Genomic DNA, 25,454 nt, shown 5'->3' on the forward strand with positions numbered 1-25,454 from the left:
GACTTCAGGAGGAAGCTCAGAACGCGATGAAGGATTCTTACACACAAATCGTTAATTCAACCCTCGGCAAGAAGGTCGCCGGGGCCCTCGGCTTACCGCAACCCGTGGAGCTGCGCCGCTACGAACCGGGGCAAGACCTGCTGAAGGATCAGAAGGTCTTGCTCATCGGAGATGACGCATCCGACAACCTCGCCGAGACTCTTCTAGGTTGGGGGCTCGAGGTTCGACGCCACCCGGAGGCACATACGCGATACGGCGCGATCATCGTCGATTTCACGTCGGCGGCACAGCCGTCTGACCTTCAAAGGCCGGCGCTGGCCGTCGGTTCTGCCCTCCGTAGCCTTGGGAGCTCCGGTCGGGTCCTGGTCCTAGGCCGAGACAGCACGTCGGGGGACACCCCGGAGCTCGTTGCCACCCAGGCAGGTGTCATGGGGTTCATGCGTTCCCTGGCCCACGAGATGCGCAAAGGAGCGACCTGCAATCTCCTAAGCATTGCCCCTGGAACTGCGACCCATAGTGACGCGGTCACCGGACCATTGCGATTCTTCCTGTCTTCGCGTTCCGCCTACGTCAGCGGTCAGCCCCTCACCGTGGGGTCAGGCCATGCCGAGACTCCGTCCGACGCCGATCATCCGGTTGAGGGAAAGGTTGCCGTCGTCACCGGCGCCGCACGAGGAATCGGTGAAGCCATCGTCCGCCGGCTGAGCGACGATGGCGCGAAGATTCTTCTGGTTGACGTCCCCGGGGCGGGCGAGGCGCTCACCAAGGTCGCCAATAGCGTCGGCGGCCGAGCGCTTCAGCTCGACATCACGGATCCCAAGGCAGGTCAGCGTATCGCCGAGGCGGCTCAGCAGCACTACGGCCGGTTGGACATCGTGGTGCACAACGCCGGTATCACTCGGGATAAGACTTTGGCGAATATGGATGAGAGCAAGTGGGGATCGGTTTTGGCCGTCAATCTGGCCTCACAGTTGGCCATGAATCGGCAGCTACTCGATTCTGGGGTGCTCGGCTCGACGCCGCACGTCGTCTCCCTGGCCTCCACGAGCGGCATCGCCGGTAACCGGGGGCAGACGAACTACGCGGCGTCGAAGGCTGGAATCATCGGCATGGTCTCCGCCATGGCCCAGGAGTTCCAGAAAGCCGGAGGAACCATCAATGCGGTGGCTCCCGGGTTCATTGAGACCGACATGACTAAGGCGATGCCAACCGTGACTCGCGAGGTCGCGCGTCGGCTGAATTCCTTACAGCAAGGCGGCCGGCCGGAGGATGTTGCCCAGGCAGTTGGCTTCCTGGTCTCAGACGCCGCCGGTTGCATCAACGGTCAGACCCTTCGCGTGTGCGGACAGTCGATGGTGGGTGCCTAATGAAATTTCCGAGCATCAAGAGCCTCAAGCCCAAGAGCGGAGCCAGCGTACAGGGTGATTCGGCCGGCGCGGCGAAATTCTACGGCCAGATCCTGGTCAAAGAGTTGGGGGCCGCCGTCGACAAGCAGCTGCATCGCCGCGGCTCGTCGGATTCTCCGGCACGCCATGCCATGCCTGCACCCGAGGCGCTCGAAGTGGCCGAGCGTCGGGTGAAGGTCGACGCCGAAAAGCACGCTGCTTTTTGCGCCGTCGTGCATGCGCCTGCCGGGGAGGACGCTCACGGTGGATTCCTTCACGCCATCAGCTTTCCGATCTCCACAGAGGTGATGACGAGTCGCACGTTTCCGCTCCGGCTGCTAGGCCTAATCCACCTCAAGAATGAGGTCACGCAGCGGAGGCCCATCGCCGTGGACAGCACGGTCAAGATTCGGTCCCGGGTTAAAGAGTTCGGGACCCATCGCAGGGGAGTGACCGTCACCATTCTTTCTGAGATTTGGGACGACAAGGGCGAGCTGGCCTTCAGTGACGAGTCCCTGTATCTATCCAAGCAGGCCAAGACCACTCAAGACGACGAGACCGCCGTCCGCAAGGATTCGCAGGCGGAGTCCACGCGGCGAGAAGATCCTCGTGAAGGATTTCGGCTCATCGGACGCTGGAGACTTCCTTCCGAAACCGGTCGTAAATACGCCAAGGTTTCGGGCGATGCCAACCCGATCCACCTCAGCGCTGCTTCGGCCAAGGTGTTTGGGTTCCCCAGTGCCATTGCCCACGGAATGTATTGCGCTTCCAGGGCCTTGGGGCAGCTGGCCGATGACCCGGCAGGCCCCGGACAATGGACGGTGGAATTTGGATCGCCCGTAGTCCTTCCGTCCACCGTGGAGATTTGGAAGGATCGGGCCGCACCTGAGGGACGACGTCGCATTCGGGGAATTGGCCGTAAGGCACGGAAGAACTTCGAATTCGCGTGGAATCGCCCGGAGTAGCTTCGAAGATCTCGGGAAGTGCCGATCATCACAGGTGATCGGAGCTTGAGAATTTGCGTGCCCGTCGAGCATCCAGTAAGTTATTACTCGTTGCCCGGGAGCTCGCTCCCGAGATCACCTGCGCGGGTGGCGGAATAGGCAGACGCGCTAGCTTGAGGTGCTAGTCCTCGTATTAGAGGGTGGGGGTTCAAGTCCCCCCTCGCGCACCAGGGAAAAGGCCCCGGCCGGAACGAAAGTTTCCGGCCGGGGCCTTTTGGTATTTAACCTCGAAATTCCCAAATATTCCCACATATTCGGACACGGCTGTGGGAAAATGACTCTGGGGCGTCGACCCCACCACGTGAGCCTTGGGAGAGAGGACAGTAACCATGACCAGTGATTTCCGGACCACCTCGAAATTGGGCATTGTCGGAGCAGGAGGAGTGGGGTCGGCCATGGCGTACGCCGCCATGATGCGCCGGTCCGCTCGCAATATCGCCCTGTACGACATTGACGGCTCCCGAGCTGAAGCAGAAGCCCTGGATATCGCCCACAGTTCATTGTTCGCCGGTGGTACGCCCGTTGTCGGCAGCGGAGACCTCGGGATTCTCCGCGACAGCGACATGGTGGTGATCACCGCCGGGGCCAGGCAAAAGCCCGGACAAACTCGACTCGAATTGGCCGATGCCAACGTCAAGATTCTCTCCACCATGTTGCCCCAGCTGTTGGAGGTAGCACCCGACGCCGTCTACATGTTGGTCACGAATCCGTGCGACGTCCTCACTGTCGTCGCCCAGCAGATCTCAGGGCTGCCCGCCGACCGCATCTTCTCTTCGGGAACCGTCATCGATACCTCCCGGCTTCGGCTGCTCATTGGTCAAGCAGCCAACGTCGCGACCTCGAGTGTGCATGCGGTGATCATGGGGGAGCACGGAGATTCCGAATTTCCCCTGTGGTCCCAGGCCAATATCGGACAAGTTCCGATCGATGAGTGGGTCGACGATAACGGTGACCCACTATTCCCGGAGGAACGGCGCATCGAACTGGCTGAGCAAGCAATGAAAGCCGCCTATCGAGTGATCGACGGCAAAGGGTCAACCAACTACGCCATCGGCCTTGCGGGCGCACGCATCGTCGAAGCCGTCTTGGGCGATCAAGCCGCAGTACTTCCGGTGTCGACCGTCCTCGAAGACTACCGAGGCGTGAGCGGGGTTGCCCTGTCCGTTCCTTCCATCGTAGATAAGAATGGCATCCGGGAACGCTTGCAGGTTCCGATGTCCGATGAAGAACTGGCCAAGTTGCACCGTTCGGCGGAGGCTCTCGAACAGTCCATGAGCGGACTTCGATTCTGAGCGAGGTGAAGTCTCACAGTTGCCCTGCTAGATCGAACCATCGGTGTTTTCACGGGCGTAAAAGTCGGCTAGTTTAGGAGCATGACTACGGAACCGCGCGTCGCGCTCAATTCGCTCATTCAGGCTCTCGAGGAACATCTGACCGCCCTGTCAGCCAAGCGCGGCGAGCAGGACACCGCCGTGGAAAATGCTTACCTCGGTATCGCGGATGCCTTTGAGGTATATGAGGACGCCATCTACGTCGCGTATAACGAAGTCACCCCGCTGGAAGTCTTCGTGGAAGATGACGACGAGGACGAAGAAGACTACGACGAACTCGACGATCTGGACGAAGACGACGACTTCGAGGATCTCGATGAGGACGACGAGGACGAGACTCCCTCTCGGTAATATCTCGGCCAGCTTGGAACGACGGCAGGGACTCCTATCACGGAGTTCCTGCCGTTCTTCTTTAACGAACAGCTGACAAGTCACAATGAGTAGCCTGTAACTTCACCCACAAAGTGTGGTGCCTGAGAAGAAGCCCGAAGATGAGTATGTAGAGTCGAGGCGTGGAATGGATACAAGCAATTATTCTCGGCCTCGTTCAGGGCCTGACGGAGTTCCTGCCGATCTCATCATCGGCGCACGTGAGCATCGTGGGGCAGCTACTGCCTCATAAGGATGACCCGGGAGCCGCGTTCACCGCGATCACCCAATTAGGTACGGAAACCGCCGTCATCTTGTTCTTCTGGCGGGACATTGTGCGCATCATCTCTCGCTGGTTCCTCTCCCTTCGAGGAAAGGTCAGCCGGCAAGACCCCGATGCTCGCATGGGTTGGTTCATCATCATCGGATCCATCCCGATCGGTGTGTTGGGTCTGCTCCTTCAGGACTACATCGACACGGAATTCCGTAGCCTATGGATCACCGCGACCATGCTCATCGTTTTCGGTGTTTTCCTGGCCATTGCTGACCGCATCGGAAAAGAACAGCTGAAACTCGATGACCTTAACGTCAAGCACGGCGTTCTCTACGGATTGGGACAGGCCCTCGCGTTGATTCCCGGAGTTTCACGCTCGGGCGGCACCATCATGACCGGTCTTTTCATGGGATATACCCGAAAGGCCGCAACACGCTATTCCTTCCTGTTGGCCATTCCCGCGGTCTTCCTCTCCGGTTTGTACAAATTGGCAAAGTCGCTCTCCGACGGATTTGACCCCTTCTATTCGGCCGGACCCACCATCTTGGCCACAATTATCGCGTTTGCCGTGGGCTATGTGATGATCGGTTGGCTCCTGAAATTCATTTCGAGCCATAGCTACAGCGTCTTCGTGTGGTACCGAATCGCCGTCGGTCTGCTCGTCTTCGTATTGCTCGGCACTGGCGTCATCGCCGCATAAATCTTCCCGCCCGCTCCCGTCGAAAGGCGTCCATGCGTACGTGGTCCGCACCGCACATTCCTGATCTTCAGACCGCCGGCCCTGTGCCGTCGGTATTCGACTCACGGCTCCATGAGATCGTGAAGCTTCCCGAAGACCGCGAATCGGCCTCTCTGTACGTGTGCGGAATTACTCCGTACGACGCAACGCACATGGGACATGCCGCCACGTACGTGACCTTCGATCTGCTGAATCGGGCCTGGATCGATGCGGGATACGACGTCTCGTTTGTCCAAAACGTGACTGACGTGGATGACCCGCTCTTGGAACGAGCGGAACAGACCGGCGTCTCCTGGGAGGCTCTCGCGGAAGAGCAAACGGATCTTTTCCGTTCAGACATGGAGGCACTCAACGTCATCCCTCCGAATCACTACATTGGAGCCACGGAGTCGGTCGATTGGATCGTTCCGTGGGTAGAGCGGATGATCGAGGACGGCTTGGCATACCGGGCCAGCGGATATACCGACGACGACGGCGTGGAGCATCCGGACGGCGACGTCTACTTCGACGTACGAGCGGCCGCCGATACGGAACATGAGCCGGCTCGCTGGTATCTGGGATACGTATCCAATTACTCCGAACGAGAAATGGGACCGCTCTTTGCCGAACGTGGGGGAGACCCAGAGCGACCCGGCAAGAAGGATCCCTTTGACGCACTCTTATGGCGCGCTCATCGTGAGGGCGAGCCGTCCTGGGACGGAGGTTCTCTTGGTCCCGGACGCCCCGGTTGGCACATCGAATGCACCGTTATTGCCGAACGTTTTCTTGGGATGCCCTACACGGTCCAGGGCGGTGGCAATGACCTACGTTTCCCACACCACGAGATGGGTGCAGGGCATGCCTATGCGATGTCGAAGAACCGCATGGCAGAACACTACGTGCATACCGGCATGGTGGGACTCGACGGCGAGAAAATGAGTAAATCGAAGGGAAACCTCGTGCTCGTTTCTCGACTTCGCGAGCGAGGCGTCGACCCGTCAGCAATCCGATTGGCCATTTTGGCGAACCACTATCGCACCGATTGGTCCTGGACACAGGAGCTTCTGGACGAGTCTGAGGCAAGGATTCAGGCTTGGCGGCGCGTCATGACGGCCGACCCCACCGACGACGACACGCGCTCTAGCGATGCCGTCATCACGGCGGTACGTCAGGCTTTAGCTCAGGATCTCGACGCTCCGAAGGCACTTCACGCCCTCGACGAGTGGGTGTCCCAGGTGGAGGCCGGAGGCCCCGCTGGAGACCGCCGTGAAGTGGCACGTGTCGTCGAAGCCCGCTTGGGCGTCACCCTCTGAGGTTCCATGAACGGTCATGAAGGTTATCTCATCGGCCGGATCGCGGGAATTCCGGTCCGACTCTCGAGGTCCTGGTTTCTCCTGACCATCCTGATCATCGCCGGCTACGGAAGCTACCTCTCGCAACGTTTCGTCTGGCTTGGCCCTGGAGCATACCTGGCGGCTTTTGCCTTTGCCGTGCTCCTCGCGATCTCCGTGCTCATTCATGAACTCAGCCACGGGTTGACGGCCAAGGGGTTCGGTTGGTCGGTCTCTGGCATCAACCTGACCTTGATGGGCGGCCACACGACCTTTAGGTCATCTCATGCCACCGCGGGGCGTTCCGCCATCGTCTCGCTTGCTGGCCCCGTCGCGAATCTCGTTCTGGCCGGCATCGGGTGGGGACTCCTTGCCGGCCTCGATTGGACGGGCTGGCCGGCCTTGGTTCTATATCTCATCACCACTTCGAACGGATTTGTGGGTCTGTTCAACCTCCTACCGGGTATTCCCCTCGATGGCGGCTATGCAGTAGAGGCCTTGGCGTGGAAAGTGACGAAGAACCGAGACACGGGAACCCGGACGGCCGGCGTCGTCGGTTACCTGGCCGCCGCGGGGCTCATCGCATGGCTCATACTCTCGGGCACGTGGCACAACGTGGGCATGATCGTCTTAACCATGATGGTCGCCTTCATCGTCATCTCCGGATCCTCGCAGGCATTCCGAAATGTCCACCTGCGCCAGGCCGTGGACGGAATTTCCGTCGTGGCTCTGGCGAGACCCACCACCGCCGTCAGGCTCACCGACCGTCTCAGCGCATTTCCGCCCCTCGAAGATCCCCGAGGGGTTTACCTGGTCACCGACGACCGGGGTCAAGCACGGGGTGTGGTCGATGCCGCGGCCATGGCGGAGGCATCGGCCGTTGGCGACGACGACGTCAGTGCCGAAGGACTCATGGTTTCAGCGACGTGGGACCGCCCGGTGCCTGAGGGTCTCCAGGGGCACGCCCTGATGTCCTTTGTGGCTCAATTGCCGGGGCGCATCTGGCCTGTGAAGTCGTGGGACGGGCAGCCCACAGTGCTCTTTGAATCCGATGTGATCGAAGCGGTTCGACGTAGCCAGCGCGACTGATGCCCAGCGCGTCCATGAAGCGCGGCCCAACGTGCGAGAATGGTGCGCGAATCAATTTCGATCGTGAATCGTCAGGAGTCGCACTTTCATGGCCTCAGAATCATCGGAGCATCGGCCAACGTCCGTAACCGGCGCGCAAAACCGCAGGGGCCCCTTCCGCGCAGGTGAACGGGTGCAGCTCACGGACGAACGCCGTCGCATGAACACCATAACCTTGGTGGAAGGTGGTGAATTTCACACCCACCGAGGGGTTCTGCTTCACGACGATTTGATTGGCAAGCCCGAAGGAACCGTCATCTCCAATTCCGTCGGGTTCCAGTATCAAGCGCTGCGCCCGTTGCTCAAGGACTTCGTTCTGTCGATGCCCCGCGGTGCCGCCGTGGTCTATCCGAAGGATGCCGGCCAGATCATCACTATGGCGGATGTCTTTCCGGGGGCGAGGGTGATCGAAGCCGGTGTTGGTTCCGGCGCTTTGAGCATTTCCTTGCTTCGTGCCATCGGCGATTCCGGTCATTTGCGTTCCTTCGAGCGTCGTGAGGAATTTGCCGATATTGCTGCCGGCAATGTCGAAACGATGTTTGGCGGCCCGCATCCCGCGTGGGAACTCACCCTTGGCGACCTCGCTGAACAACTGGGGGAGTTTGAAGCGCCGGGCACCGTTGATCGCGCGATTTTGGATATGCTCGCCCCCTGGGAGTGCGTATCCGCCGTCGCGACTGCTCTCGCTCCGGGCGGCGTGATCATGTGCTACGTAGCTACGGTGACGCAGCTATCTCGCGTTGCGGAGGCATTGCGCGCGGATGGTCGCTTCACCGAACCCGAATCCTTCGAGACTATGGTGCGCGGATGGCACGTCGAAGGACTCGCCGTCCGGCCCGACCACCGCATGGTCGCACACACAGGATTCCTCATCTCGGCTCGCAGACTCGCCGATGGTGCGCAACGCCTGGCTCCCAAGCGACGAGCCTCGAAGTCAGATTTCACCGAAGAAGACATGAATGCATGGACTCCGATGTCGTTGGGCGAGCGGAACGTCTCAGACCGTAAACTGCGCCGTGCCGGACGGGATGCCCAACGGCAAGCGCAGAACGCCGCACGCTCCGGACACGATGCGGACACTAGTGGTCAGTAACGTCGCCGCGGTGAGAACATGGATTCATGGCCGAATCTGAATCCACGATCAACCCGCGCGACCACGAGATGACCCTCCGGCAGCTCAATGTCTTGCGCGACCAACGCTTGAACCTCAATAAACAGTTGAAGGAATCAACGTTACGCAACGACAAATTGGTCCGTGCCCTGGAAGGGGCACGTAGCGATATTCAGCGTCTCAAGCAGGCCATCGCTCAAGATCTCGAAGCTCCCATGAACCAGGCCCAAGTGGTCCGGGTCAATCACCGCAATATCTGGTCGTCTTCCATGAACGACGACGTCGCCCCGCTCGTATCGACCCAAGCCAGCCTGGACGTGGTGATGGGCGGGCGCCGGATCAGGATCCCGGTGAGCCCTGTGCTATCGCTCGATGAGGTCAAAGTCGGCATGACCGTATTGCTGACGGAAACCGTCGGGGCATGTGCCTGCGTCGGATATCGCGAAACCGGTGAGATTGCGAGCGTCCGGGAGATTTTGGGTTCCGACCGTTTGGTGTTGGGGACCGGTTCGAATAACCAAGTCGTCGCCCTGCGTTCGGGACAGTTGGTCGAATCCGAGGTCAAGATTGGCGACGCCGTCTCCTTCGATTCGGCCAGTGGCATCGCGCTGTCGCTCGTGCCTAAATCCGACGCCGAAGACCTGGTGCTGGAAGATACTCCGAATGTTTCCTACGAGGACATCGGTGGCCTGACGCCTCAGATCGAACAGATCCGCGATGCCGTCGAACTTCCGTTCTTGTACCCGGAGCTGTATCGAGAGCACGATCTCAAGCCGCCGAAGGGCATTCTTCTCTATGGTCCTCCCGGAAACGGCAAGACCTTGATCGCTAAGGCCGTGGCCAAGTCCCTGGCCGATCGGATGACCGGTGACGCGCAAGACGGCACATTGCGCGGATACTTCCTCAACATCAAGGGCCCGGAATTGCTCGACAAATTCGTCGGTGAAACCGAGCGGCAGATCCGCGCCATCTTCGCCCGCGCCCGGGATAAGGCTACGGCAGGAAACCCCGTCGTCATCTTCTTCGACGAGATGGAATCGCTGTTCCGAACGCGTGGTGCGGGCAAGTCTTCCGACGTGGAAACGACCATCGTTCCTCAGCTCCTCGCCGAGATCGACGGCGTCGAGTCGTTGGACAACGTCATCGTCATCGGCGCCACTAACCGCGAAGACATGATCGACCCTGCCGTTCTTCGGCCCGGTCGACTGGATGTCAAGGTTCGCATCGATAGGCCCGATTACCAAGGCACCGGCGAGATCTTTGGACTCTATGTGCACTCCGAGCTGCCGCTTCGTGCGGACGACGTCTCGAAGTACGGTGGCGACCGAAATGCACTGGCTGCATCCATGATCGAAACGGTGGTGGCCGACATCTTCACCCGGGACGAAGAGCATCGGTACTTGGACGCCGTCTTGGTCGATGGCCGGCGAATCCCCGCGTATTGGTCGGATTTCCTCTCGGGTGCCTTGATCCACAACATCGTGGATCGTGCCAAAAAACTCGCCATCAAATCCTTCCTGGACGATGAGGTGAAGGGTTTGAGCGTCGAGCATCTCGTGGAGAGCGCCCGGACGGAATTCTTGCAACAGCGTGATTCCGCATCACGAGGCGACGTTGAAGATTGGCTGGGACGAATTGGGCATTCGGTTCCGCTCTCAGGCATTGAATTTCCTAGCGGAAGCCTGGAGGCCAGCCACTCTGAACGAGGAATTTCATGATCTTCGAACGTGCCATGGGCACCGAAACGGAATTCGGCATCATCTGCCCGGACAACCCTGGAGCCAATGATTCGGTGCTGTCGACCTTGGTGGTCGACAGCTACCCCCATGCGGCCGCCGAATCCGGGTGGGATTATGCCTCCGAATCGCCGTTGGAAGACGCCCGTGGGTTCCAGATGGGGCAATCGGAAGCACACCCGAGTCAGCTGACCCATCAAGGTCACGTATTGACCAGCGAAGACATCGCTCGGGAGGTTCTGGATGATTCCCCGAGCATGGTGAACCGATCGTTCTGGGACCGTGCCGTGATGAACCGCGTGTTGCCTAATGGGGCCCGTTTTTATGTGGACCATGCGCATCCTGAGTATTCCGCGCCGGAGACCACCAACCCCTGGGACGCGACGATTTGGGACCTCGCAGGCGATCGCATCGCTGCTGCGGCGGCCACGTCAGTCGGACGCAGGTACGCCGAGTCGTGGCCAGAGGCCATCCACCTCTACAAGAACAACACGGATAATAAGTCCGTCTCTTACGGCGCTCACGAAAATTACCTAGTTCCCCGATCCCTGAATTTCCAGAAACTCGCGCGTCATCTCTTGCCGTATTTCGCGACGCGTCAAGTCATCACGGGCGCCGGCCGTGCGGGCATCGGCGCGAATCATGTGAGGCCTGGCTTTCAGATCAGCCAACGGGCCGACTTCTTCGAGCGAGAGATCGGCTTGGAAACCACCATCCGCCGGCCGCTCGTCAACACCCGGGACGAACCTCACGCGGACCCCGAGCGCTTCCGTCGCCTCCACGTGATTACGGGAGATTCGAACCTGTCTCATACTTCGACACTCCTTAAACTGGCGAGCGCGGCCGCCGTGCTGACGCTCATCGAGCACGACGAGGTGCCGGACCTCACGTTGGCAAACCCGGTGCAGGCCATGATCGAGACAAGTCATGACCTGACGTTGGAGCGACTCCTGACGCTCAAGGACGGACGTCGAATGACGGCCGTACAGATTCAACGGGCTTATGCCGAGGCCGCCCAACAGTTGGCGGAAAAACGTGGATGGAACGACGAGCGAACTCGGCGGACATTCGACCTCTGGTTCCATGTTCTTGAGGCTTTGGAAAACGATGTGTTGTCGTTGGCTAACCGCTTGGATTGGGTTGCCAAGTACGCTCTCATCCGGCAATACGAAGGACGCGGTGTCGGTCTTGACGATCCCAAGATTCAGGCACTTGACCTTCAATATGCCGATTTACGACCGTCGAAAAGTCTGTACACCAAGTTGGTCTCTTTGGGCCGCATGAAAACTCTTGTGGACGACGCCTCAATCGACGACGCCGTCGTCGAGCCTCCCGAAAACACTCGGGCTTACCTCCGCGGCAAGATTTTGGGCCGTTGGCCTCACCAGGTGGATTCCGCAGGGTGGGATGTCTTCACGGTCACAGACCCGGCAACGGATCGGCGACACCGGTGGCTTATGGAGGACCCCGCGCGGTGGACTCGCGAGGAAACCGAGCATGTGATCAATTCCAGCTCGAACGCGCATCAGGCCCTGTCCCGTCTGGGCCTGCGTAAAATTCAATGATGGAGAAAGGACAGGATCACCGTGGCACAATTTCGTGAATCATCGCAGCCGTCGGCACAGGATCAGTCGCAAGAAGAAGACGTGAGCCTTGTGCGGGGTGAACATTCCCTGGACCACGATCTCGTCAGCGAAACCGACGACATCTTGGATGAAATCGACAGCGTTCTGGAAGAAAACGCGGAAGACTACGTCCGTGGGTTCGTCCAGAAGGGCGGCCAGTAGGCTACATGCAACGCAGGATCTTCGGAGTAGAAACCGAGTTTGGCATCCGATTTTCCATGTCAGGGATGGGCCATTTGGGTCCCGAGGAGGCAGCACGGAAGCTGTTCCGCCCTGTCGTGGATTGGGGCCGCTCGTCGAACGTGTTCCTCGAAAACGGCGCTCGGCTGTATTTGGACGTCGGATCGCACCCGGAATACGCAACGGCAGAATGCGCCGAGCTGACGGACCTCGTACGGCAAGACAAGGCCGGCGAACGGCTCTTTGAGCGCTTGGCGCAACGCGCCGAGGAAGCCCTGATAGCCCAGGACATGCCCGGGCGATTGCACCTTTTCAAGAACAACGTCGATTCTGCCGGCCACTCGTTTGGCTCTCACGAGAACTATTTACTTTCGAGGAAAGCAGAGTTTTCACGCCTCGTTCGCTTCTTGGTTCCGTTCCTCGTCAGCCGGCAGATCGTGGTGGGCGCGGGTCGAGTCCACCCAACCGGTCCGCCCGAGGCCCAAGGCGCTCCTGGAACGGGCGAGGCTTCGTACTCGTTCTCACAACGCGCCGACTATGTATGGGAGGCTTCATCCTCGGCGACCACGAGATCGCGCCCCCTCATCAATACCCGCGACGAGCCTCACGCCGATGCCTCACAGTATCGCCGCCTCCACGTCATCGTGGGAGATTCCAACATGTCCGAGACCACGACCTTGGCTCGGCTGGGCATGACAGACGTCATCTTGAGAATGATCGAAGATCACGCGAACCTCGAGGACCTGGAACTCGCAAATACGGGCCAGGCGCTCAGGACGATCTCTCACGATCTCACCGGTCGCGAAACGGTCGAGCTGAAAGACGGACGACACATGTCGGCCTTGGACCTGCAACGGTATTACCTAGAGGCGGCACAGAGCTTCTTGGCAGCACATGGGTCTCACCGTTCGGAAACGGACTATGTCATGGATCTTTGGGCGCGCACCTTGGACGCGGTAGACCGTCAAGATACATCCTCCATCGACACCGAAATCGACTGGGCGATCAAGAAGAAATTGCTCGACCGTACCGCCGCAAAGCGTGGCTGCGATTATTCAGATCCTAAAATGGCCCAACTGGACTTGGCTTATCACGACATCAATCGGGCCCGCGGTATCTACTATCTTCTCGAACGCAAAGGCCAAGCAAGGCGTTGGATCGATGAGGAAAGCGTTATCCGCGCGGAGTCCGTTTCGCCGGAAACTCGTGCCCGGATTCGCGGTCGGTTTATCGCCGCTGCACAACACGCCGGGTCCGACTACACGGTGGATTGGGTCCACTACAAGATTAATAATGTCCCCGCGATGGCCCATGTATGCCAGGATCCCTTCGCCACGTTCGATGAGGACATTGAACGAACCATAGAACTCCTGCGAGAAGCGACGGCTTCGGGGTCAACCCCCATGCCACCGCTGATCTGACACGTCCAGGAATTTCGCCGTCGAGTCATCTAGAGTCGACGCCGTGCCCTTGGACGTCACGAATCGTCCCGACCGCAAACACAGTGAGGAAATATTCCGTGCGTAGATCCCTGAAAATCTCTGCCGCAACCGTAGCCCTGGCGCTTGCCTTGGCCGGTTGCAGCAATGATCACGGCCTCGACTCCATCGACTACAAGGATCAAGGCGCGGACAAGGCGCCGTCGATCTCCTTTGAGACCCCGTTGACCGTGAAAGACGACTCAACGCGTCAGCTCAAGGAAGGTGACGGAGAGAAGGTTGGCACGGGAGACACCATCCTCGTCAACGCGGCTGTTTTCAACGGAGCGGACCAAAAGAGCCAAGGGGACACCTATTCCGGCGCTCCCATCCCGATTACCGTCAATGACGACTTGAAGGACAAGCTGCCGAAGGTCTACGACATCCTCAAGGATTCCAAGGTTGGAACCACATTCGCCTACGCGAAGAAGCCCCAAGACAACGCCAGCGCAGGCGCATCGGGCGGTTCGGATGCCAGTGCCGTCGAGATCTACAGCATTTCGAAGAAGCTGAAAAAGTCGGCCGACGGAGAAACAGTTCCTCCGAAGGAAGGGCTACCGAAGGTCACGATGAAGGACAGCGGACCGGAGATTTCGATCCCCGAGGGCCAGCCTGATCCGACGACGTTGACCTCGCAAAACCTGATCAATGGCAACGGTGATGAGGTCAAGGAAAGTGACCAAGTTTTCGTCAAGTACTCCGGTGTGAAGTGGTCGGACGGAAAACAGTTTGATTCGAACTGGACTAAAGACCCAAACGGGTTCCCGCTGAACCAGGTCATCAAGGGCTGGACCGAGGGCCTCAAGGGCAAGAAGGTCGGTGACCGGGTGCTCTTGGTCGTACCGACGGATAAGGCTTATGGCACCAAGGAATCCTTGGGTGCAAACGCACAGCAACCGGCAGGACCGTTGGTCTTCGTCGTCGACATTCTCGGGACGTCGAAGGCCGATCCCGCTCAGGGCGCGGGGCAGGGCACCGGCCAGGGCACAACACAGAAGTAGAACTCTCGAGCTATCGCGGAGGCATCCCGCGGGGCTCTCAGAAAGGATCGATATGTCATTTGGACAACGCAATCTGGATCGCACCAAACCTGAGGTAGATTTCCCCGACGGCCCGGTTCCCACCGAATTACGGAGCATCGACATCATCGAAGGCGCGGGCCACGAGGTTCAGCCCGGAGACCAGGTTCAGTGCCATTACGTGGGCGTGACTTACGAAGACGGTGAAGAATTTGACGCTTCATGGAACCGTGGCGAACCGCTCGCATTCCGAGCGGGTGTTGGCCAGGTCATCGAGGGTTGGGATCAGGGGCTTCTCGGCATGAAGGTCGGAGGCCGCCGCCGTCTCGAGATTCCGTCTCAGATGGCCTACGGCGAGCGGGGCGCTGGGGGAGCCATCGGGCCTAACCAGGCGCTCGTCTTCGTCGTGGACCTCGTGGACGCCCGATAGTTCAGGAGCGGGGTCGCTTCGGCGGCCCCGCTCAGTTCTCATGGCTACGACCGTACCTGAGAGGCTCTTCGCCTTATACAGTCTCCTCGTCTCCCAAGAGCGCCCCATGACCAGGGCGCGCATCCGGGAGAGTATTGACGCATATCGGAGTGCGAGCTCTGATGCGGCTTTTGAACGGACCTTCGAACGAGACAAATCGGCGTTGCGGCGTCTGGGGATGCGCCTGCAAACGAATACTTTGCGCGGAGAACCGGTCTATAGCCTGGACCGCAATCGCCTCTGGCTGTCGGAAGAAACATTTTCGCCTTCCGACAAGTTGACCCTGGGGGTCGCGGCCCGCCTTTGGTCGGACCCTCACTATGCACGGGATGTAGATCGCGCGGTGAGGCGACTCGGATATCGTGACGAGAATTCCACCGAACCTCACAATCGCTGGAGTCCGGCGTTGAATGGGGGAGGAGATCACCTCGATCTCGTGCTTGAGGCTCTCGCCCAAGGCACCGAATTGCGCTTCAACTACCGCCGTGTCGATTCCTTCGACGCTTTGCCCCGCATCATGAGGCCCTGGGGAGTAGGGCAACGATTCGGGCACTGGTACGTCGGTGGTTGGGACTCTGACCGGAAAGCCTTTCGCACGTTCCGCTTGTCCAGGATGAGCGCCATCACGCAATCGTGGACCACGCTACCGGCAGCCGACCCGGAGTTTTCCATGGCTCGAGTGCTTGCCGGAATCACCGAATCTCAGAGTCCTGCGGTAAAACTCACCTTTCCCACCCATGCTTGGCCCATGGTCATGGACTGGGTCGAAGACGGCACAGCGCTTCGCGGGATGGATGCGCTCTCGGAAATTCCTTCCTCGATGGAGCAAGGCCAAGTGGGGAGCGCATCGATTACTGTCGATGTCCCGGATATCCAAGAGTTGATCCGGTGCCTCGCGGAACTGGGTGGTGCTGTCACGGTCGAGGTCAGCAACGACGCTGGATTCTCCAGCGCGGAGATCAATGATCGGGTCGAGGCACAGGCTCGGCACGCTGTCGAATTGCAGGACGAAGTCTCCTCGGCCTATACCTCGGGGGCCGTGCAGATTGAAGCCCCGCGCAGGGAACGTCATCGAGAGGCGAGCGAGCGACGGTTCGTTCGTCTCGTCGATCTCGCATCATTCCTCGGATCGCATCAGGGTTGCACGACGGGAGAGATCGCGAAGCATCTGGACATTCCGCCGTCGCAAATCAACAAGGATTTGATGGCCTTGGCCAACGCTGGATCTGAGCTACTGGGCAGCGCCTACATGATGGTGGACGCACATGACGACGTCGTCCGGGTCGAGCTTCCGCGAGAGCTGGATCAGCCCCTCAGCCTCGCTCCTGACCAGACCATTCGTCTCGTTCTCGCCTTGCATCTTTTGGGGGAGATCAGCCCAGGACACCGTGAGCAGACTCGGGGCATCGCCGATAAGCTCGCAAAAACGGTGACCCTCGCTAGCGTCGAGTCCGATCAGCTCTCGGTCCATCTCGAATCCATTACCACGGAACATCTGTCTATCCTGCGCGAGGCAGCTGACGAAGGCCGTCATGTAGGCATCCTGTACCGTTCACGGTCGCAAAGCTCCGCTACGTGGCGCACGGTGCGGCCCACTAAGGTTTATGCAGACGGACCCACGTGGTACGTCAGCGCCGCCGACGCCAAAGACGGCCTAGAACGCACCTACCGGGTCGCATCTATTCGGGCCATCGAACGTGAGACGCCACCTGTCCGCCGACGCCAAAGACGGCCTAGAACGCACCTACCGGGTCGCATCTATTCGGGCCATCGAACGTGAGACGCCACCTGTCCCGGGTGTCCCTGCTGAATCCACGGCGGCTCACGGTGGTGACAACGAATCGCCGCAAGATACCACCGCTCACATGTGGGTCGATGCCTCGTGCCCCGAGCTTTCGGCTCTCATGAATGGAACTCAACTCGGCCAGGCACGGATATCGCGTGCGGATGGTTCCAGCATCGAGGGACAGCTCATCGAGGTTAGGGTTCGCAGCTGGTTCAGTCTGTACCGGATGATGTTGCACCACGCGGGGCGCATGGCATTGTGGCAGCCACAATTGTGGGCACCAGAATGGCGAAGAGAGCTCTATCGACGCCGGATTCTACAGAATCCCTGTGACCCAAGCGATCGGCCAGGTCAGCCTACTCACAGTTGATGGATGCGTATAATGGAACCCATGCCTTGGTGGTTTTGGATACTCTTGTGGACGGCGCTCGTCCTCGTATCCGCGGCCGTCCTCGGATTACTGATGTGGTGGGTCATCCGTCGGTTCTTCAAACTGTTGGATGAGATCGGCACCCTTGGACAAGATATGACAGAGCGATGGGAGAAGTCGTCGAGTTCTGTGGCCACCGGAATACGTGAAGCCCCGGTTCCCGGCATTCTGATACCCGTTCATCAAGCTCGCGAGGAGTATCTTCGCGAACGCACGAAGCGACACGAACGTCACGTCGCCCAACGCATCGCGCGCCGTGACCACCGCGGTCAGCCTCAGAACGTGAGGGACCTATACCGCGGTGATAAGAAAGGAAAATCTCATGCTCGGTAGGCTCTTCGATCACCCCCTCTACTTGGTGATCCTTCTGGTCATCATCCTGTTGTTGTTTGGCGCTCCGAAACTTCCTGGCATGGCCCGAAGCTTGGGCCAGTCCATGCGTATCTTCAAGTCCGAAGTCAAAGAAATGAAGGACGACAAGTCCGACAAATCTGGCCAGGGTCAGAAGAACAGCGTGGTTAATGGAGAGGTCGTCAGCAATGGCGACGTCGACTCGAACGGTTCGCACGCGCCCGGTGGCGCCACCGCCGAGCCCAATGTGCGTGATCAGGGGACGTCGCACCGCTGATCGTTGGTCTCGACGAGTAGGTCCGTGCTGGAAAGGCATGGACCGCTTGGCGCTGTACCGACCTTGGAGACACAAGGACACTCAGAAAACATGGCTTCAAAGTACAGCCGGAAGGGAAATCCCGAGGCACAGATGGCCCTGCGGGAGCATCTCCGGGAATTTCGCAATCGGTTAATTAAGGCCGCCATCGCCACGGTCATCGGCGCCGTCGCAGGGTTTTTCTTTTACAATCCCGTCATGAAGGCGATCACGGAGCCTATCGCCGAGATCGCCTCCGAGCATGGCCGTCACGCCACCATCAACTTCAACGGAGTGGCCTCCGCTTTTGACGTGATGGTTCAGGTTTCGCTGGCCATCGGTTTGGTCCTCGCCTCACCAGTGTGGCTCTACCAATTGTGGGCCTACATCATGCCGGCCCTTCATAAGCGGGAGAAGCTCTATGCCTTGAGCTTTATCGGAGTCTCCGTCCCGCTTTTTCTTCTCGGAATCTTCATTGCGTGGCTGTGCATGCCGGCCGCAGTTTTCACGCTCACGGCATTTACCCCCGAAGGTCAGTCAAACTTCATCGAGGCCAAGACCTACATCTCGTTTGTCGTCAAGCTGATTCTCTCCTTCGGAATTTCATTCGTGGTGCCAGTGGCCCTGGTTGGAGTCAATATGATGGGGCTGATCCGCGGACGGACCATCCTCAAGTCCTGGCGCTGGGTCGTGGTCATCGTTGCGTTGTTGGCTGCTATGACTGCTCCAGGAACCGACGTCATGACGATGTTCTACCTCATGGCGCCGCTACTTCTCCTGTTCTTCCTCGCCATCGCGATTTGTATCTTCAATGACAAACGACGGGATAAGAAGAACGCCAAACTCGCAGAATCCTATGGAATGGAAGCCGACCAGGCGACCCCTGCCGGACGACTCAAGGATTTAGGTCTCGAACCCAAGGATTAACGTTCTGGGAATACTCCAAGACGCTCATCCGGCGGTGAGCGGAATTCGGTCAGGTCAAGGATCTAGACCGGTAGGGTGGGGTATATGCCTAGTTACGCCGACCAATACCGCGCGGCTCGGGCGCGAAACGAGTACTTGCGCTCTCCGCTTGGCGCCTTTGAAGAGTCGCTGAACTTTCCCCTGGATGATTTTCAGCGCGAAGCCTGCGAAGTCCTCCAGCAGGGAGATGGCGTTTTGGTGGCGGCACCCACCGGAGCCGGCAAAACTGTGGTGGGGGAGTTCGCCGTCTATTTGGGTCAGCAACAGGGCAAAAAGGCCTTCTATACGACCCCCATCAAGGCCCTCTCCAACCAAAAATTCCAGGACCTGTGCAAGACCTACGGCTCCGAGAACGTCGGATTGCTGACTGGTGACGTGGCCGTCAATTCCGAGGCCCCCATCATGGTCATGACCACCGAGGTCTTGCGGAATATGTTGTACGCCCAATCGAGCACGCTGGACTCGCTCGGCTACGTCGTCATGGACGAAGTTCACTACCTGGCCGATAGGTTTCGCGGTGCCGTATGGGAAGAAGTCATCATCCACCTGCCAGAATCCGTGGCGGTTGTGTCCCTGTCCGCCACGATTTCCAATGCCGAGGAATTTGGGCAGTGGCTCGACACCGTCCGGGGTTCCACCACGGTAGTCGTTTCCGAGCATCGGCCCGTGCCTCTGTGGCAGCACGTCATGACGGGACATCGCCTGCTGGATCTCTTTGCCGACAACACGACCATCTCGCGCGCCGCTGACATCGTACGTTCAGGAGACACCGAGAAACTCAAGGTCAATACCGAGTTGTTGAAGGCAACCTCGAAACGTGGGGGACCTCGGCGAGGACGCAAGGGCAAGGGCCACGGTCGTTCCGGGTCACCACGGATGCGACGCGCTCCACGCCCCGTGGTCCTCCGTTCCCTCGAAGAGGATGGTCTTCTCCCGGCCATTTACTTCATTTTCTCCAGAGCTGCTTGCGACGACGCCGTGGGCCAGTGCATCAATGCCGACATTCGGCTCACAGACGACCGTCAAGCCCAGCTGATCCGGGCCTACATTTCGGAGGCCACAGCAGCGATTGATCTTAAGGACCTTCGAGTTCTGGGATTTGATCAGTGGCGCGAAGGCTTGAGCCGTGGAATTGCGGCTCACCACGCCGGCATGTTGCCGCTCTTCAAGGAAATCGTTGAACAACTCTTCTCGATGGGACTCGTGAAGGCGGTCTTCGCCACGGAGACTCTTGCTTTGGGCATCAACATGCCGGCGCGGTCGGTGGTGATCGAAAAACTGTCCAAATTCAATGGCGAGCAACACGTCGACATCACGCCGGGGGAGTACACACAGCTCACTGGACGAGCCGGACGACGAGGCATTGACGTCGAAGGCCATGCCGTTGTGCTCTGGGACGACGGCATGGACGCCCGCCAAATTGCTGGGCTGGCTTCCCGACGGACCTATCCGCTCTATTCAAGCTTCCGCCCTACGTACAATATGTCGGTCAATCTGCTGGACCATTTTGGTTCTGATCGGGCCATGAGCATTTTGGAGTCTTCTTTTGCTCAGTTCCAGGCCGATAAATCCGTGGTAAATCTGGCGTCCAAGGTCCGTCGCCAAGAGAAGGCCCTTGCTGGCTACGAAGAGTCCATGTCATGCCACCTCGGCGACTACGTGGAGTATGCAAACCTCAAGTACAACCTAAACCAAAAGGAAAAGGCCTTCGCGCGAGACCGGAAACGGGCGAACCGCGACGCCGTTGATTCCTTGTTGCAATTGCTCACCCCAGGGGACGTGATCGAAATTCCGCGCGGTAGGAGTGCAGGAACGGCGGTCGTCGTCGGCAAACCCCAAGGAGGGTTTGAATCACGGGTTGGCATCGTGACCCTTTCCGCTCATCTCCGTGTGGTGGGACCCTCCGACTTTGACGGCGACGTCAACGTGATCTCAAGGGTTAAGGTTCCCAAACACTTCACGGGGCGCACCCCGGAAGAGCGTCGTGACATGTCGGCTCGCGCCACAGCCGCACTTGACGCCGGAAAACCGCCCCGCTCTATTTCGGCCCCTGTATCTCCGGAGTTCGAGTATCGACGTGATGAGCGCGAGGGGATCGCGCGTCTTCGCAAGGCCGTCGAGAATCATCCATGCCATGGGTGTTCCGAACGCGAAGACCACGAGCGCTGGTTCAATCGTTGGGTGAAGTTGAAGAAGGAAACCGATTCACTCCGGCATCAAATCGACTCCCGAACCAACACGATTGCTCAACGATTCGCCCATATCCTCGAATTATTGGCGGAGTACGACTACGTGGCCCCAGGAGGGGATGGTACACCTGAGCTTCAAGTACAAGGTGAAGCGCTGAGGAAGATTTATGGAGATCGCGATCTCTTGACCACACTGTCCTTACACGGCGGGTACTTCCAAGATCTGGATCCCGCGGCGTTGTGTGCGGCGATGTCGGTTCTGGTTTTTTCCGGTAAGAGGGAAGAAACGGTCTTTATGCGTCAGTATCCCGCTGGATTAGGCGGCAGGGTGGATTCGCTCCATGCGATGTGGACCGAGCTGACGAGCCGAGAGCGTCGCCACAGGCTTCCAGAGACGCCCGTTCCCGACGTCGGGCTCATGTGGTCGATCTATCGGTGGGCGAGAGGCGGTAGCTTATCCCAGTCCCTAGAACGGTCCGACCTCGTTGCGGGGGACTTCGTCCGAGCTACCAAACAGGTGATTGACGCACTAGACCAGTTGGGTCACGCCGTCGATGATGCTGACTGGCGCACCGTGTGTGAAGCCGCCATTGGACTGATCAAACGGGGAGTCATCATTCATGAATTGGATGCGCCATCAGGCGAGGACGAGACTCCGGAGTTCAGCGACATTTTCGATGAGGCATGAGAAAGAGAATAAGGACATTGGAAATTTTTCGTGGCTATGAAACCGTCATGTATCGGAATGGATCCGTATATAGCCCAGCCGACCCGTTCGCGACGGCCGTCTTGGTACAGGGGGAGCGCGTCGTATGGGTCGGGGAAGAGGCCGGCGCGGACTCCGTCGTCGATGACTCGATGCACACCGTCGACCTCGACGGACTGATTTTGGTCCCGGGTTTTGTGGGGCGAATCGACGCTTCTCAGGCTTCGCAAGATACGGATGTCCAACTGGCGCAGTCAGGCTACACGGCGAGCGTCGTGGCGCAGGACGATTCATGGCACCTTCGACAGGTATTCACGGATCAAACGTTGGATCTCCCGTCAGCCGTCCGAGTAGCCGAGACAAGCCAAAACTTCACGGACATCGAAGATAGCGGGCTCCTGCTGTCCGCCGACCTCAACGACGAGCAATGGATCGACGTCGTGAAAGACCAGTTGAAGGCAGGCTCAGCTGTCGGCCTGGTCAGCTCCAGTAGCGTCGTTGGTGACTCTACGGCGTTGAACCCCTGGGAATGGGCGACCCGAGGACTGAGACTGAATTCCCAAGATTCTGTGGGTTTGCCGAGTCGCGCCACGTTCACCGCTCAGACACGAGGGCTCAGGCGACTGTTTAGGGCCGGCGGACCGTTCGGCGGCCAAATCGTTCCCGACGCGCCCGCAGACTTCGTAGGCTGGCGGGCCGAAGCGCTCATGGTGCAGACGGCAGACACACGCATCGCAGCATGGAGTACAGACCCCCGGGCAAGGACCCCATTGCTTCCGGAGTTGAACGAACATTCTTTCCCAATAGCCCAGATTGCTCGTGTAGGTTCGAGAGAGATTTCGTGGTGACATCCCAGGTCGCCTCGGGTGACCCGAATTGGTGACAACCTGGGATAAGGTAGCCGCCGGTACAATTAATAAGGCCAACGTCATATCGGGGATCCGCGAGGACGCGTGATCTCAGCAGGAGAATACATAGTGCGACTTAAGACCCTGACCGTGATCCCCACGTTTAACGAGATTGAAGCTCTTCCCGTGGTCATGAAGCGCCTTCGTGCTGCCCAGCCCGAAGTGCACGTTCTTGTGGTGGACGACAACAGCCCCGATGGGACCGGCCAACTCGCGGACCGGCTCGCCGCAGAGGATTCATTGATTCACGTCCTGCATCGCGAAGGCAAAGGTGGCCTTGGAGCGGCGTATATTGCCGGATTCAAATGGGGTCTCGAACGCGGCTATGACGTCCTGGTTGAGATGGACGCCGATTGCTCACACCGCCCCGAAGAACTCGGCGGCCTATTGGAAGCCGTTGAGCAAGGTGCCGACCTTGCGATCGGTTCACGCTACGTTCCCGGCGGCAAGACGGTCAATTGGCCGTGGCACCGGCAGTTCCTGTCGTGGGGAGCCAACGTCTACGCCCGAACCATGTTGGGCACCACCGTCAAGGACATTACCGCCGGCTACCGCGCGTTCAGAAGCGAAACCCTGACGAAAATTGACCTCGACACCATTGAATCGGTCGGTTACTGCTTTCAGATCGATTTGGGCTGGCGAACTCAGCTACAGGGCCTTACTGTCGCTGAAGTTCCGATCACCTTTGTGGAGCGCGAGGTCGGGGACTCCAAAATGGATTCAGGCGTGATCTTCGAATCCATGACGAAGGTTGCCCGATGGGGCCTTGGAGCACGGCTCAAGACCTTGAAAAATAAGCTCGCTCGGGCGAAGGCATAAGGAAGCCACTCGGCTATACACGATGAAGGGGCGGCACCCAACGCGGGTGTCGCCCCTTCATATTTCCTGAACGATCATTCGACGTTCGGCGTATTTCCTCGCTTCGAACGACCGGGGGAGTTACTTCTCCGGCGTGGCGAGGTCCAAGCGATCACGGTAGTACTCGATGCGCTTCTGGAGAGTCTCTTCCAACTCTTCCATGGAGCGTCGTTCCAGCAGCATGTCCCAGTGGGTACGCACCGGCTTTTCGTTGCCAGCTTCCGGCCGGGAGCCATCAACCAAATATGCTTGCTTACCGGACTTGGCCGACCAGGTCGCGGGAATCTCGGCTTCGACCGCAAAAGTGACGAAGACTTGCTCACCGTCTTCCGTACGGTACTCAACACGCTGACGCGGAGCGGGCTCCACGCCCTGCTCTGATTCCATGGACTGAGAGCCCAAACGCATGCCTCGCAGGCTACGGTCACTCATAAATATTTATCCTTCCCCGGTGCCAGACAGTTATCGCTGATCCCATCAGCGCTGGCACGCCCTCATTTATTCCCTTCCATGGTCTCATTGATCACCATGAACACCGAAATTTCGGGTCCCGGACGACGAATGCCGCCCAACCGCCCCGCAGGGACGAGATGAACGGCATTCATCGGGAAACCTAAATGACCTATTTGTCTCCAGGGATCCCATAGGTGCTGGGGGACTGCCCCGTGGATCCGCCCTCATTGGACGCGTTCGTCGTCCCTGGGACCTCATCGCGATCAGCTGTCGGGGTCGAGTCGACATCAATGCTCGACGGCGGCATCTCAAATTCGTCTGGGTCCACCATCGTCTGATTCGGATCTGCCTTGAGATCGTCCTCGGTCACTTTGAGCACAGGGGAGTCCACGATCGGGTCGTCGACGTCGTCCGGAACCTCGACGTCCTCCTCATCGTCGGAGACGTTGGTGAAGGGGTTCATGGGGTCAACCCCAGAGCCGTCGTCGCCAAAGGCCTTACCGATACCACGCAGCGCATCGCCCAGCTCGGTCGGAATGAACCACAGCTTGTTGGCATCGCCTTCAGCAAGCTTCGGCAAGGTCTGAAGGTACTGGTAACTGAGCAGCTTCTGGCTCGGCTTCGCCTTGTGAATCGCGCTGAAGACCTTATGAATGGCCTGAGCCTCACCGTCGGCGCGAAGAATCGAGGCCTTAGCGTCACCTTCTGCCGAAAGAATCGCCGCCTGGCGTTCACCTTCTGCGGTGAGAATCTGCGATTGCTTCTGTCCCTCAGCGGTAAGAATCGCTGCACGACGATCCCGCTCAGCACGCATTTGCTTTTCCATCGAATCCTGAATGGATACCGGGGGCTGAATTTCCTTGATATCCACGCGGGAGACGCGCAGACCCCAGCGTCCTGTGGTGCTGTCCAACACGCCACGGAGCTCCGCATTGATCTGGTCGCGGGAGGTCAACGTCTGCTCAAGATTGAGGCCACCGACGACGTTACGCAAGGTCGCGCTCGTGAGCTCATCCACGGCGTGAATGTAGTTGGTGATTTCGTATGTAGCGGCACGAGGATCCGTCACCTGGAAATAGACCACGGTATCGATTCCGACGACGAGGTTGTCTTCAGTAATCACGGACTGCGAGGGAAACGAGACGACCTGTTCGCGAAGATCGATCAGAGGGAGAACCCTGTCAATGAATGGGACGATAAAGTGCAATCCCGGATTGAGCGTCGTCTGGTATTTACCGAGACGTTCCACGATTCCTGCACGGGCTTGGGGGATAATCCGCACTGCTTTAAAGACCGTGATCACCACAAAAATGATGATCAGGACCAGCACGATGATGAGCGGGGTCATGCGACT

The 25,454-nt window shown here is 58.9% G+C and carries 23 protein-coding genes and 1 tRNA gene; 22 read left to right on the plus strand and 2 right to left on the minus strand.

Annotation, left to right across the window (positions count from 1 at the left end; genetic code table 11):
* The first annotated feature begins 26 nt into the window (after positions 1 to 26).
* The 22 genes from B9Y51_RS09375 to B9Y51_RS09480 all read left to right on the plus strand — a co-directional run bounded on the left by B9Y51_RS09375 (position 27) and on the right by B9Y51_RS09480 (position 23,608).
* Positions 27 to 1,367: a 3-oxoacyl-ACP reductase gene (locus tag B9Y51_RS09375; protein ID WP_085529495.1), complete on the plus strand. Its 1,341-nt coding sequence runs from the start codon at positions 27 to 29 to the stop codon at positions 1,365 to 1,367.
* Entirely contained in the window at positions 1,367 to 2,350 is a 984-nt protein-coding gene (locus B9Y51_RS09380) for a MaoC/PaaZ C-terminal domain-containing protein (RefSeq protein WP_085529496.1), read from the plus strand. The genes B9Y51_RS09375 and B9Y51_RS09380 overlap by 1 nt, the downstream gene beginning before the upstream one ends.
* 120 nt (positions 2,351 to 2,470) lie before the next feature.
* Positions 2,471 to 2,559: transfer RNA gene (locus B9Y51_RS09385), tRNA-Leu, on the plus strand.
* A gap of 159 nt (positions 2,560 to 2,718) precedes the next feature.
* Positions 2,719 to 3,681, plus strand: coding sequence for an L-lactate dehydrogenase (locus B9Y51_RS09390; protein ID WP_085529497.1), 963 nt, complete (start codon positions 2,719 to 2,721; stop codon positions 3,679 to 3,681).
* An 81-nt stretch (positions 3,682 to 3,762) separates the two neighbouring features.
* The gene (locus tag B9Y51_RS09395) at positions 3,763 to 4,071 is read left to right on the plus strand and encodes a hypothetical protein (RefSeq protein WP_085529498.1); all 309 of its coding nucleotides are present in this window, start codon (positions 3,763 to 3,765) and stop codon (positions 4,069 to 4,071) included.
* A 161-nt stretch (positions 4,072 to 4,232) separates the two neighbouring features.
* Positions 4,233 to 5,063 (plus strand): undecaprenyl-diphosphate phosphatase, encoded by an 831-nt coding sequence (locus B9Y51_RS09400; protein WP_085529499.1) that lies wholly within the window; start codon positions 4,233 to 4,235, stop codon positions 5,061 to 5,063.
* 32 nt (positions 5,064 to 5,095) lie between these two features.
* Positions 5,096 to 6,394, plus strand: a complete 1,299-nt coding sequence (gene mshC, locus B9Y51_RS09405) for a cysteine--1-D-myo-inosityl 2-amino-2-deoxy-alpha-D-glucopyranoside ligase (RefSeq protein ID WP_085529500.1) — start codon at positions 5,096 to 5,098, stop codon at positions 6,392 to 6,394.
* A gap of 6 nt (positions 6,395 to 6,400) precedes the next feature.
* The gene (locus B9Y51_RS09410) at positions 6,401 to 7,501 is read left to right on the plus strand and encodes a site-2 protease family protein (protein ID WP_085529501.1); all 1,101 of its coding nucleotides are present in this window, start codon (positions 6,401 to 6,403) and stop codon (positions 7,499 to 7,501) included.
* 88 nt (positions 7,502 to 7,589) lie between these two features.
* Positions 7,590 to 8,633 (plus strand): tRNA (adenine-N1)-methyltransferase, encoded by a 1,044-nt coding sequence (locus tag B9Y51_RS09415; protein ID WP_048678300.1) that lies wholly within the window; start codon positions 7,590 to 7,592, stop codon positions 8,631 to 8,633.
* A 26-nt stretch (positions 8,634 to 8,659) separates the two neighbouring features.
* Positions 8,660 to 10,369, plus strand: coding sequence for a proteasome ATPase (gene arc, locus B9Y51_RS09420; protein WP_085529502.1), 1,710 nt, complete (start codon positions 8,660 to 8,662; stop codon positions 10,367 to 10,369).
* On the plus strand, positions 10,366 to 11,952 hold the full coding sequence (dop, locus tag B9Y51_RS09425; protein WP_218189209.1) for a depupylase/deamidase Dop: 1,587 nt from the start codon (positions 10,366 to 10,368) through the stop codon (positions 11,950 to 11,952). Before arc ends, dop begins: the two co-directional genes overlap by 4 nt.
* Before the next feature lie 21 nt (positions 11,953 to 11,973).
* A complete protein-coding gene (locus B9Y51_RS09430) occupies positions 11,974 to 12,174 on the plus strand; it encodes a ubiquitin-like protein Pup (protein WP_085529503.1) in 201 nt (66 codons plus the stop codon).
* A gap of 5 nt (positions 12,175 to 12,179) precedes the next feature.
* Positions 12,180 to 13,613, plus strand: coding sequence for a Pup--protein ligase (gene pafA, locus B9Y51_RS09435; RefSeq protein ID WP_085529504.1), 1,434 nt, complete (start codon positions 12,180 to 12,182; stop codon positions 13,611 to 13,613).
* Positions 13,614 to 13,711: 98 nt separating this feature from the next.
* Positions 13,712 to 14,671, plus strand: a complete 960-nt coding sequence (locus B9Y51_RS09440; protein WP_048678305.1) for an FKBP-type peptidyl-prolyl cis-trans isomerase — start codon at positions 13,712 to 13,714, stop codon at positions 14,669 to 14,671.
* 52 nt (positions 14,672 to 14,723) lie between these two features.
* Positions 14,724 to 15,119, plus strand: a complete 396-nt coding sequence (locus B9Y51_RS09445) for an FKBP-type peptidyl-prolyl cis-trans isomerase (RefSeq protein ID WP_048678306.1) — start codon at positions 14,724 to 14,726, stop codon at positions 15,117 to 15,119.
* Positions 15,120 to 15,159: 40 nt separating this feature from the next.
* A complete protein-coding gene (locus tag B9Y51_RS09450; protein WP_085529505.1) occupies positions 15,160 to 16,938 on the plus strand; it encodes a helix-turn-helix transcriptional regulator in 1,779 nt (592 codons plus the stop codon).
* Between the two features lie 397 nt (positions 16,939 to 17,335).
* Complete coding sequence (locus tag B9Y51_RS09455; protein ID WP_048678308.1) at positions 17,336 to 17,707, plus strand: hypothetical protein; 372 nt, start codon at positions 17,336 to 17,338, stop codon at positions 17,705 to 17,707.
* The gene (tatA, locus tag B9Y51_RS09460) at positions 17,697 to 18,002 is read left to right on the plus strand and encodes a Sec-independent protein translocase subunit TatA (protein ID WP_048678309.1); all 306 of its coding nucleotides are present in this window, start codon (positions 17,697 to 17,699) and stop codon (positions 18,000 to 18,002) included. Before B9Y51_RS09455 ends, tatA begins: the two co-directional genes overlap by 11 nt.
* Before the next feature lie 90 nt (positions 18,003 to 18,092).
* Positions 18,093 to 18,947, plus strand: coding sequence for a twin-arginine translocase subunit TatC (tatC, locus tag B9Y51_RS09465; protein WP_085529507.1), 855 nt, complete (start codon positions 18,093 to 18,095; stop codon positions 18,945 to 18,947).
* An 84-nt stretch (positions 18,948 to 19,031) separates the two neighbouring features.
* A complete protein-coding gene (locus B9Y51_RS09470; RefSeq protein WP_085529508.1) occupies positions 19,032 to 21,863 on the plus strand; it encodes a DEAD/DEAH box helicase in 2,832 nt (943 codons plus the stop codon).
* Between the two features lie 17 nt (positions 21,864 to 21,880).
* On the plus strand, positions 21,881 to 22,729 hold the full coding sequence (locus B9Y51_RS11255) for a hypothetical protein (protein ID WP_177345062.1): 849 nt from the start codon (positions 21,881 to 21,883) through the stop codon (positions 22,727 to 22,729).
* A gap of 129 nt (positions 22,730 to 22,858) precedes the next feature.
* Complete coding sequence (locus B9Y51_RS09480; RefSeq protein ID WP_281252096.1) at positions 22,859 to 23,608, plus strand: polyprenol monophosphomannose synthase; 750 nt, start codon at positions 22,859 to 22,861, stop codon at positions 23,606 to 23,608.
* Between the two features lie 120 nt (positions 23,609 to 23,728).
* Here B9Y51_RS09480 and B9Y51_RS09485 read toward each other — a convergent pair whose 3' ends face one another.
* Both B9Y51_RS09485 and B9Y51_RS09490 read right to left on the minus strand, forming a co-directional pair.
* Positions 23,729 to 24,079 (minus strand): RNA polymerase-binding protein RbpA, encoded by a 351-nt coding sequence (locus B9Y51_RS09485; protein ID WP_048678316.1) that lies wholly within the window; start codon positions 24,077 to 24,079, stop codon positions 23,729 to 23,731.
* A 190-nt stretch (positions 24,080 to 24,269) separates the two neighbouring features.
* The gene (locus tag B9Y51_RS09490) at positions 24,270 to 25,448 is read right to left on the minus strand and encodes an SPFH domain-containing protein (protein ID WP_085529510.1); all 1,179 of its coding nucleotides are present in this window, start codon (positions 25,446 to 25,448) and stop codon (positions 24,270 to 24,272) included.
* Positions 25,449 to 25,454 lie beyond the last annotated feature (6 nt).

The sequence above is a fragment of the Kocuria massiliensis genome, assembly GCF_900169715.1.
In the GTDB taxonomy this organism is placed as follows: domain Bacteria; phylum Actinomycetota; class Actinomycetes; order Actinomycetales; family Micrococcaceae; genus Rothia; species Rothia massiliensis.

Excerpts from the sequence above, each read along its gene's own strand:
- B9Y51_RS09490 (WP_085529510.1), bottom strand. The coding sequence starts at position 25,448 with ATGACCCCGCTCATCATCGTGCTGGTCCTGATCATCATTTTTGTGGTG.
- B9Y51_RS09375 (WP_085529495.1), top strand. The coding sequence starts at position 27 with ATGAAGGATTCTTACACACAAATCGTTAATTCAACCCTCGGCAAGAAG.
- B9Y51_RS09470 (WP_085529508.1), top strand. The coding sequence starts at position 19,032 with ATGCCTAGTTACGCCGACCAATACCGCGCGGCTCGGGCGCGAAACGAG.
- B9Y51_RS09390 (WP_085529497.1), top strand. The coding sequence starts at position 2,719 with ATGACCAGTGATTTCCGGACCACCTCGAAATTGGGCATTGTCGGAGCA.
- pafA (WP_085529504.1), top strand. The coding sequence starts at position 12,180 with ATGCAACGCAGGATCTTCGGAGTAGAAACCGAGTTTGGCATCCGATTT.
- B9Y51_RS09455 (WP_048678308.1), top strand. The coding sequence starts at position 17,336 with ATGCCTTGGTGGTTTTGGATACTCTTGTGGACGGCGCTCGTCCTCGTA.
- tatC (WP_085529507.1), top strand. The coding sequence starts at position 18,093 with ATGGCTTCAAAGTACAGCCGGAAGGGAAATCCCGAGGCACAGATGGCC.
- dop (WP_218189209.1), top strand. The coding sequence starts at position 10,366 with ATGATCTTCGAACGTGCCATGGGCACCGAAACGGAATTCGGCATCATC.
- mshC (WP_085529500.1), top strand. The coding sequence starts at position 5,096 with ATGCGTACGTGGTCCGCACCGCACATTCCTGATCTTCAGACCGCCGGC.
- B9Y51_RS09450 (WP_085529505.1), top strand. The coding sequence starts at position 15,160 with ATGGCTACGACCGTACCTGAGAGGCTCTTCGCCTTATACAGTCTCCTC.
- B9Y51_RS09485 (WP_048678316.1), bottom strand. The coding sequence starts at position 24,079 with ATGAGTGACCGTAGCCTGCGAGGCATGCGTTTGGGCTCTCAGTCCATG.
- tatA (WP_048678309.1), top strand. The coding sequence starts at position 17,697 with ATGCTCGGTAGGCTCTTCGATCACCCCCTCTACTTGGTGATCCTTCTG.
- B9Y51_RS09410 (WP_085529501.1), top strand. The coding sequence starts at position 6,401 with ATGAACGGTCATGAAGGTTATCTCATCGGCCGGATCGCGGGAATTCCG.
- B9Y51_RS09415 (WP_048678300.1), top strand. The coding sequence starts at position 7,590 with ATGGCCTCAGAATCATCGGAGCATCGGCCAACGTCCGTAACCGGCGCG.
- B9Y51_RS09445 (WP_048678306.1), top strand. The coding sequence starts at position 14,724 with ATGTCATTTGGACAACGCAATCTGGATCGCACCAAACCTGAGGTAGAT.
- B9Y51_RS09395 (WP_085529498.1), top strand. The coding sequence starts at position 3,763 with ATGACTACGGAACCGCGCGTCGCGCTCAATTCGCTCATTCAGGCTCTC.
- arc (WP_085529502.1), top strand. The coding sequence starts at position 8,660 with ATGGCCGAATCTGAATCCACGATCAACCCGCGCGACCACGAGATGACC.
- B9Y51_RS09380 (WP_085529496.1), top strand. The coding sequence starts at position 1,367 with ATGAAATTTCCGAGCATCAAGAGCCTCAAGCCCAAGAGCGGAGCCAGC.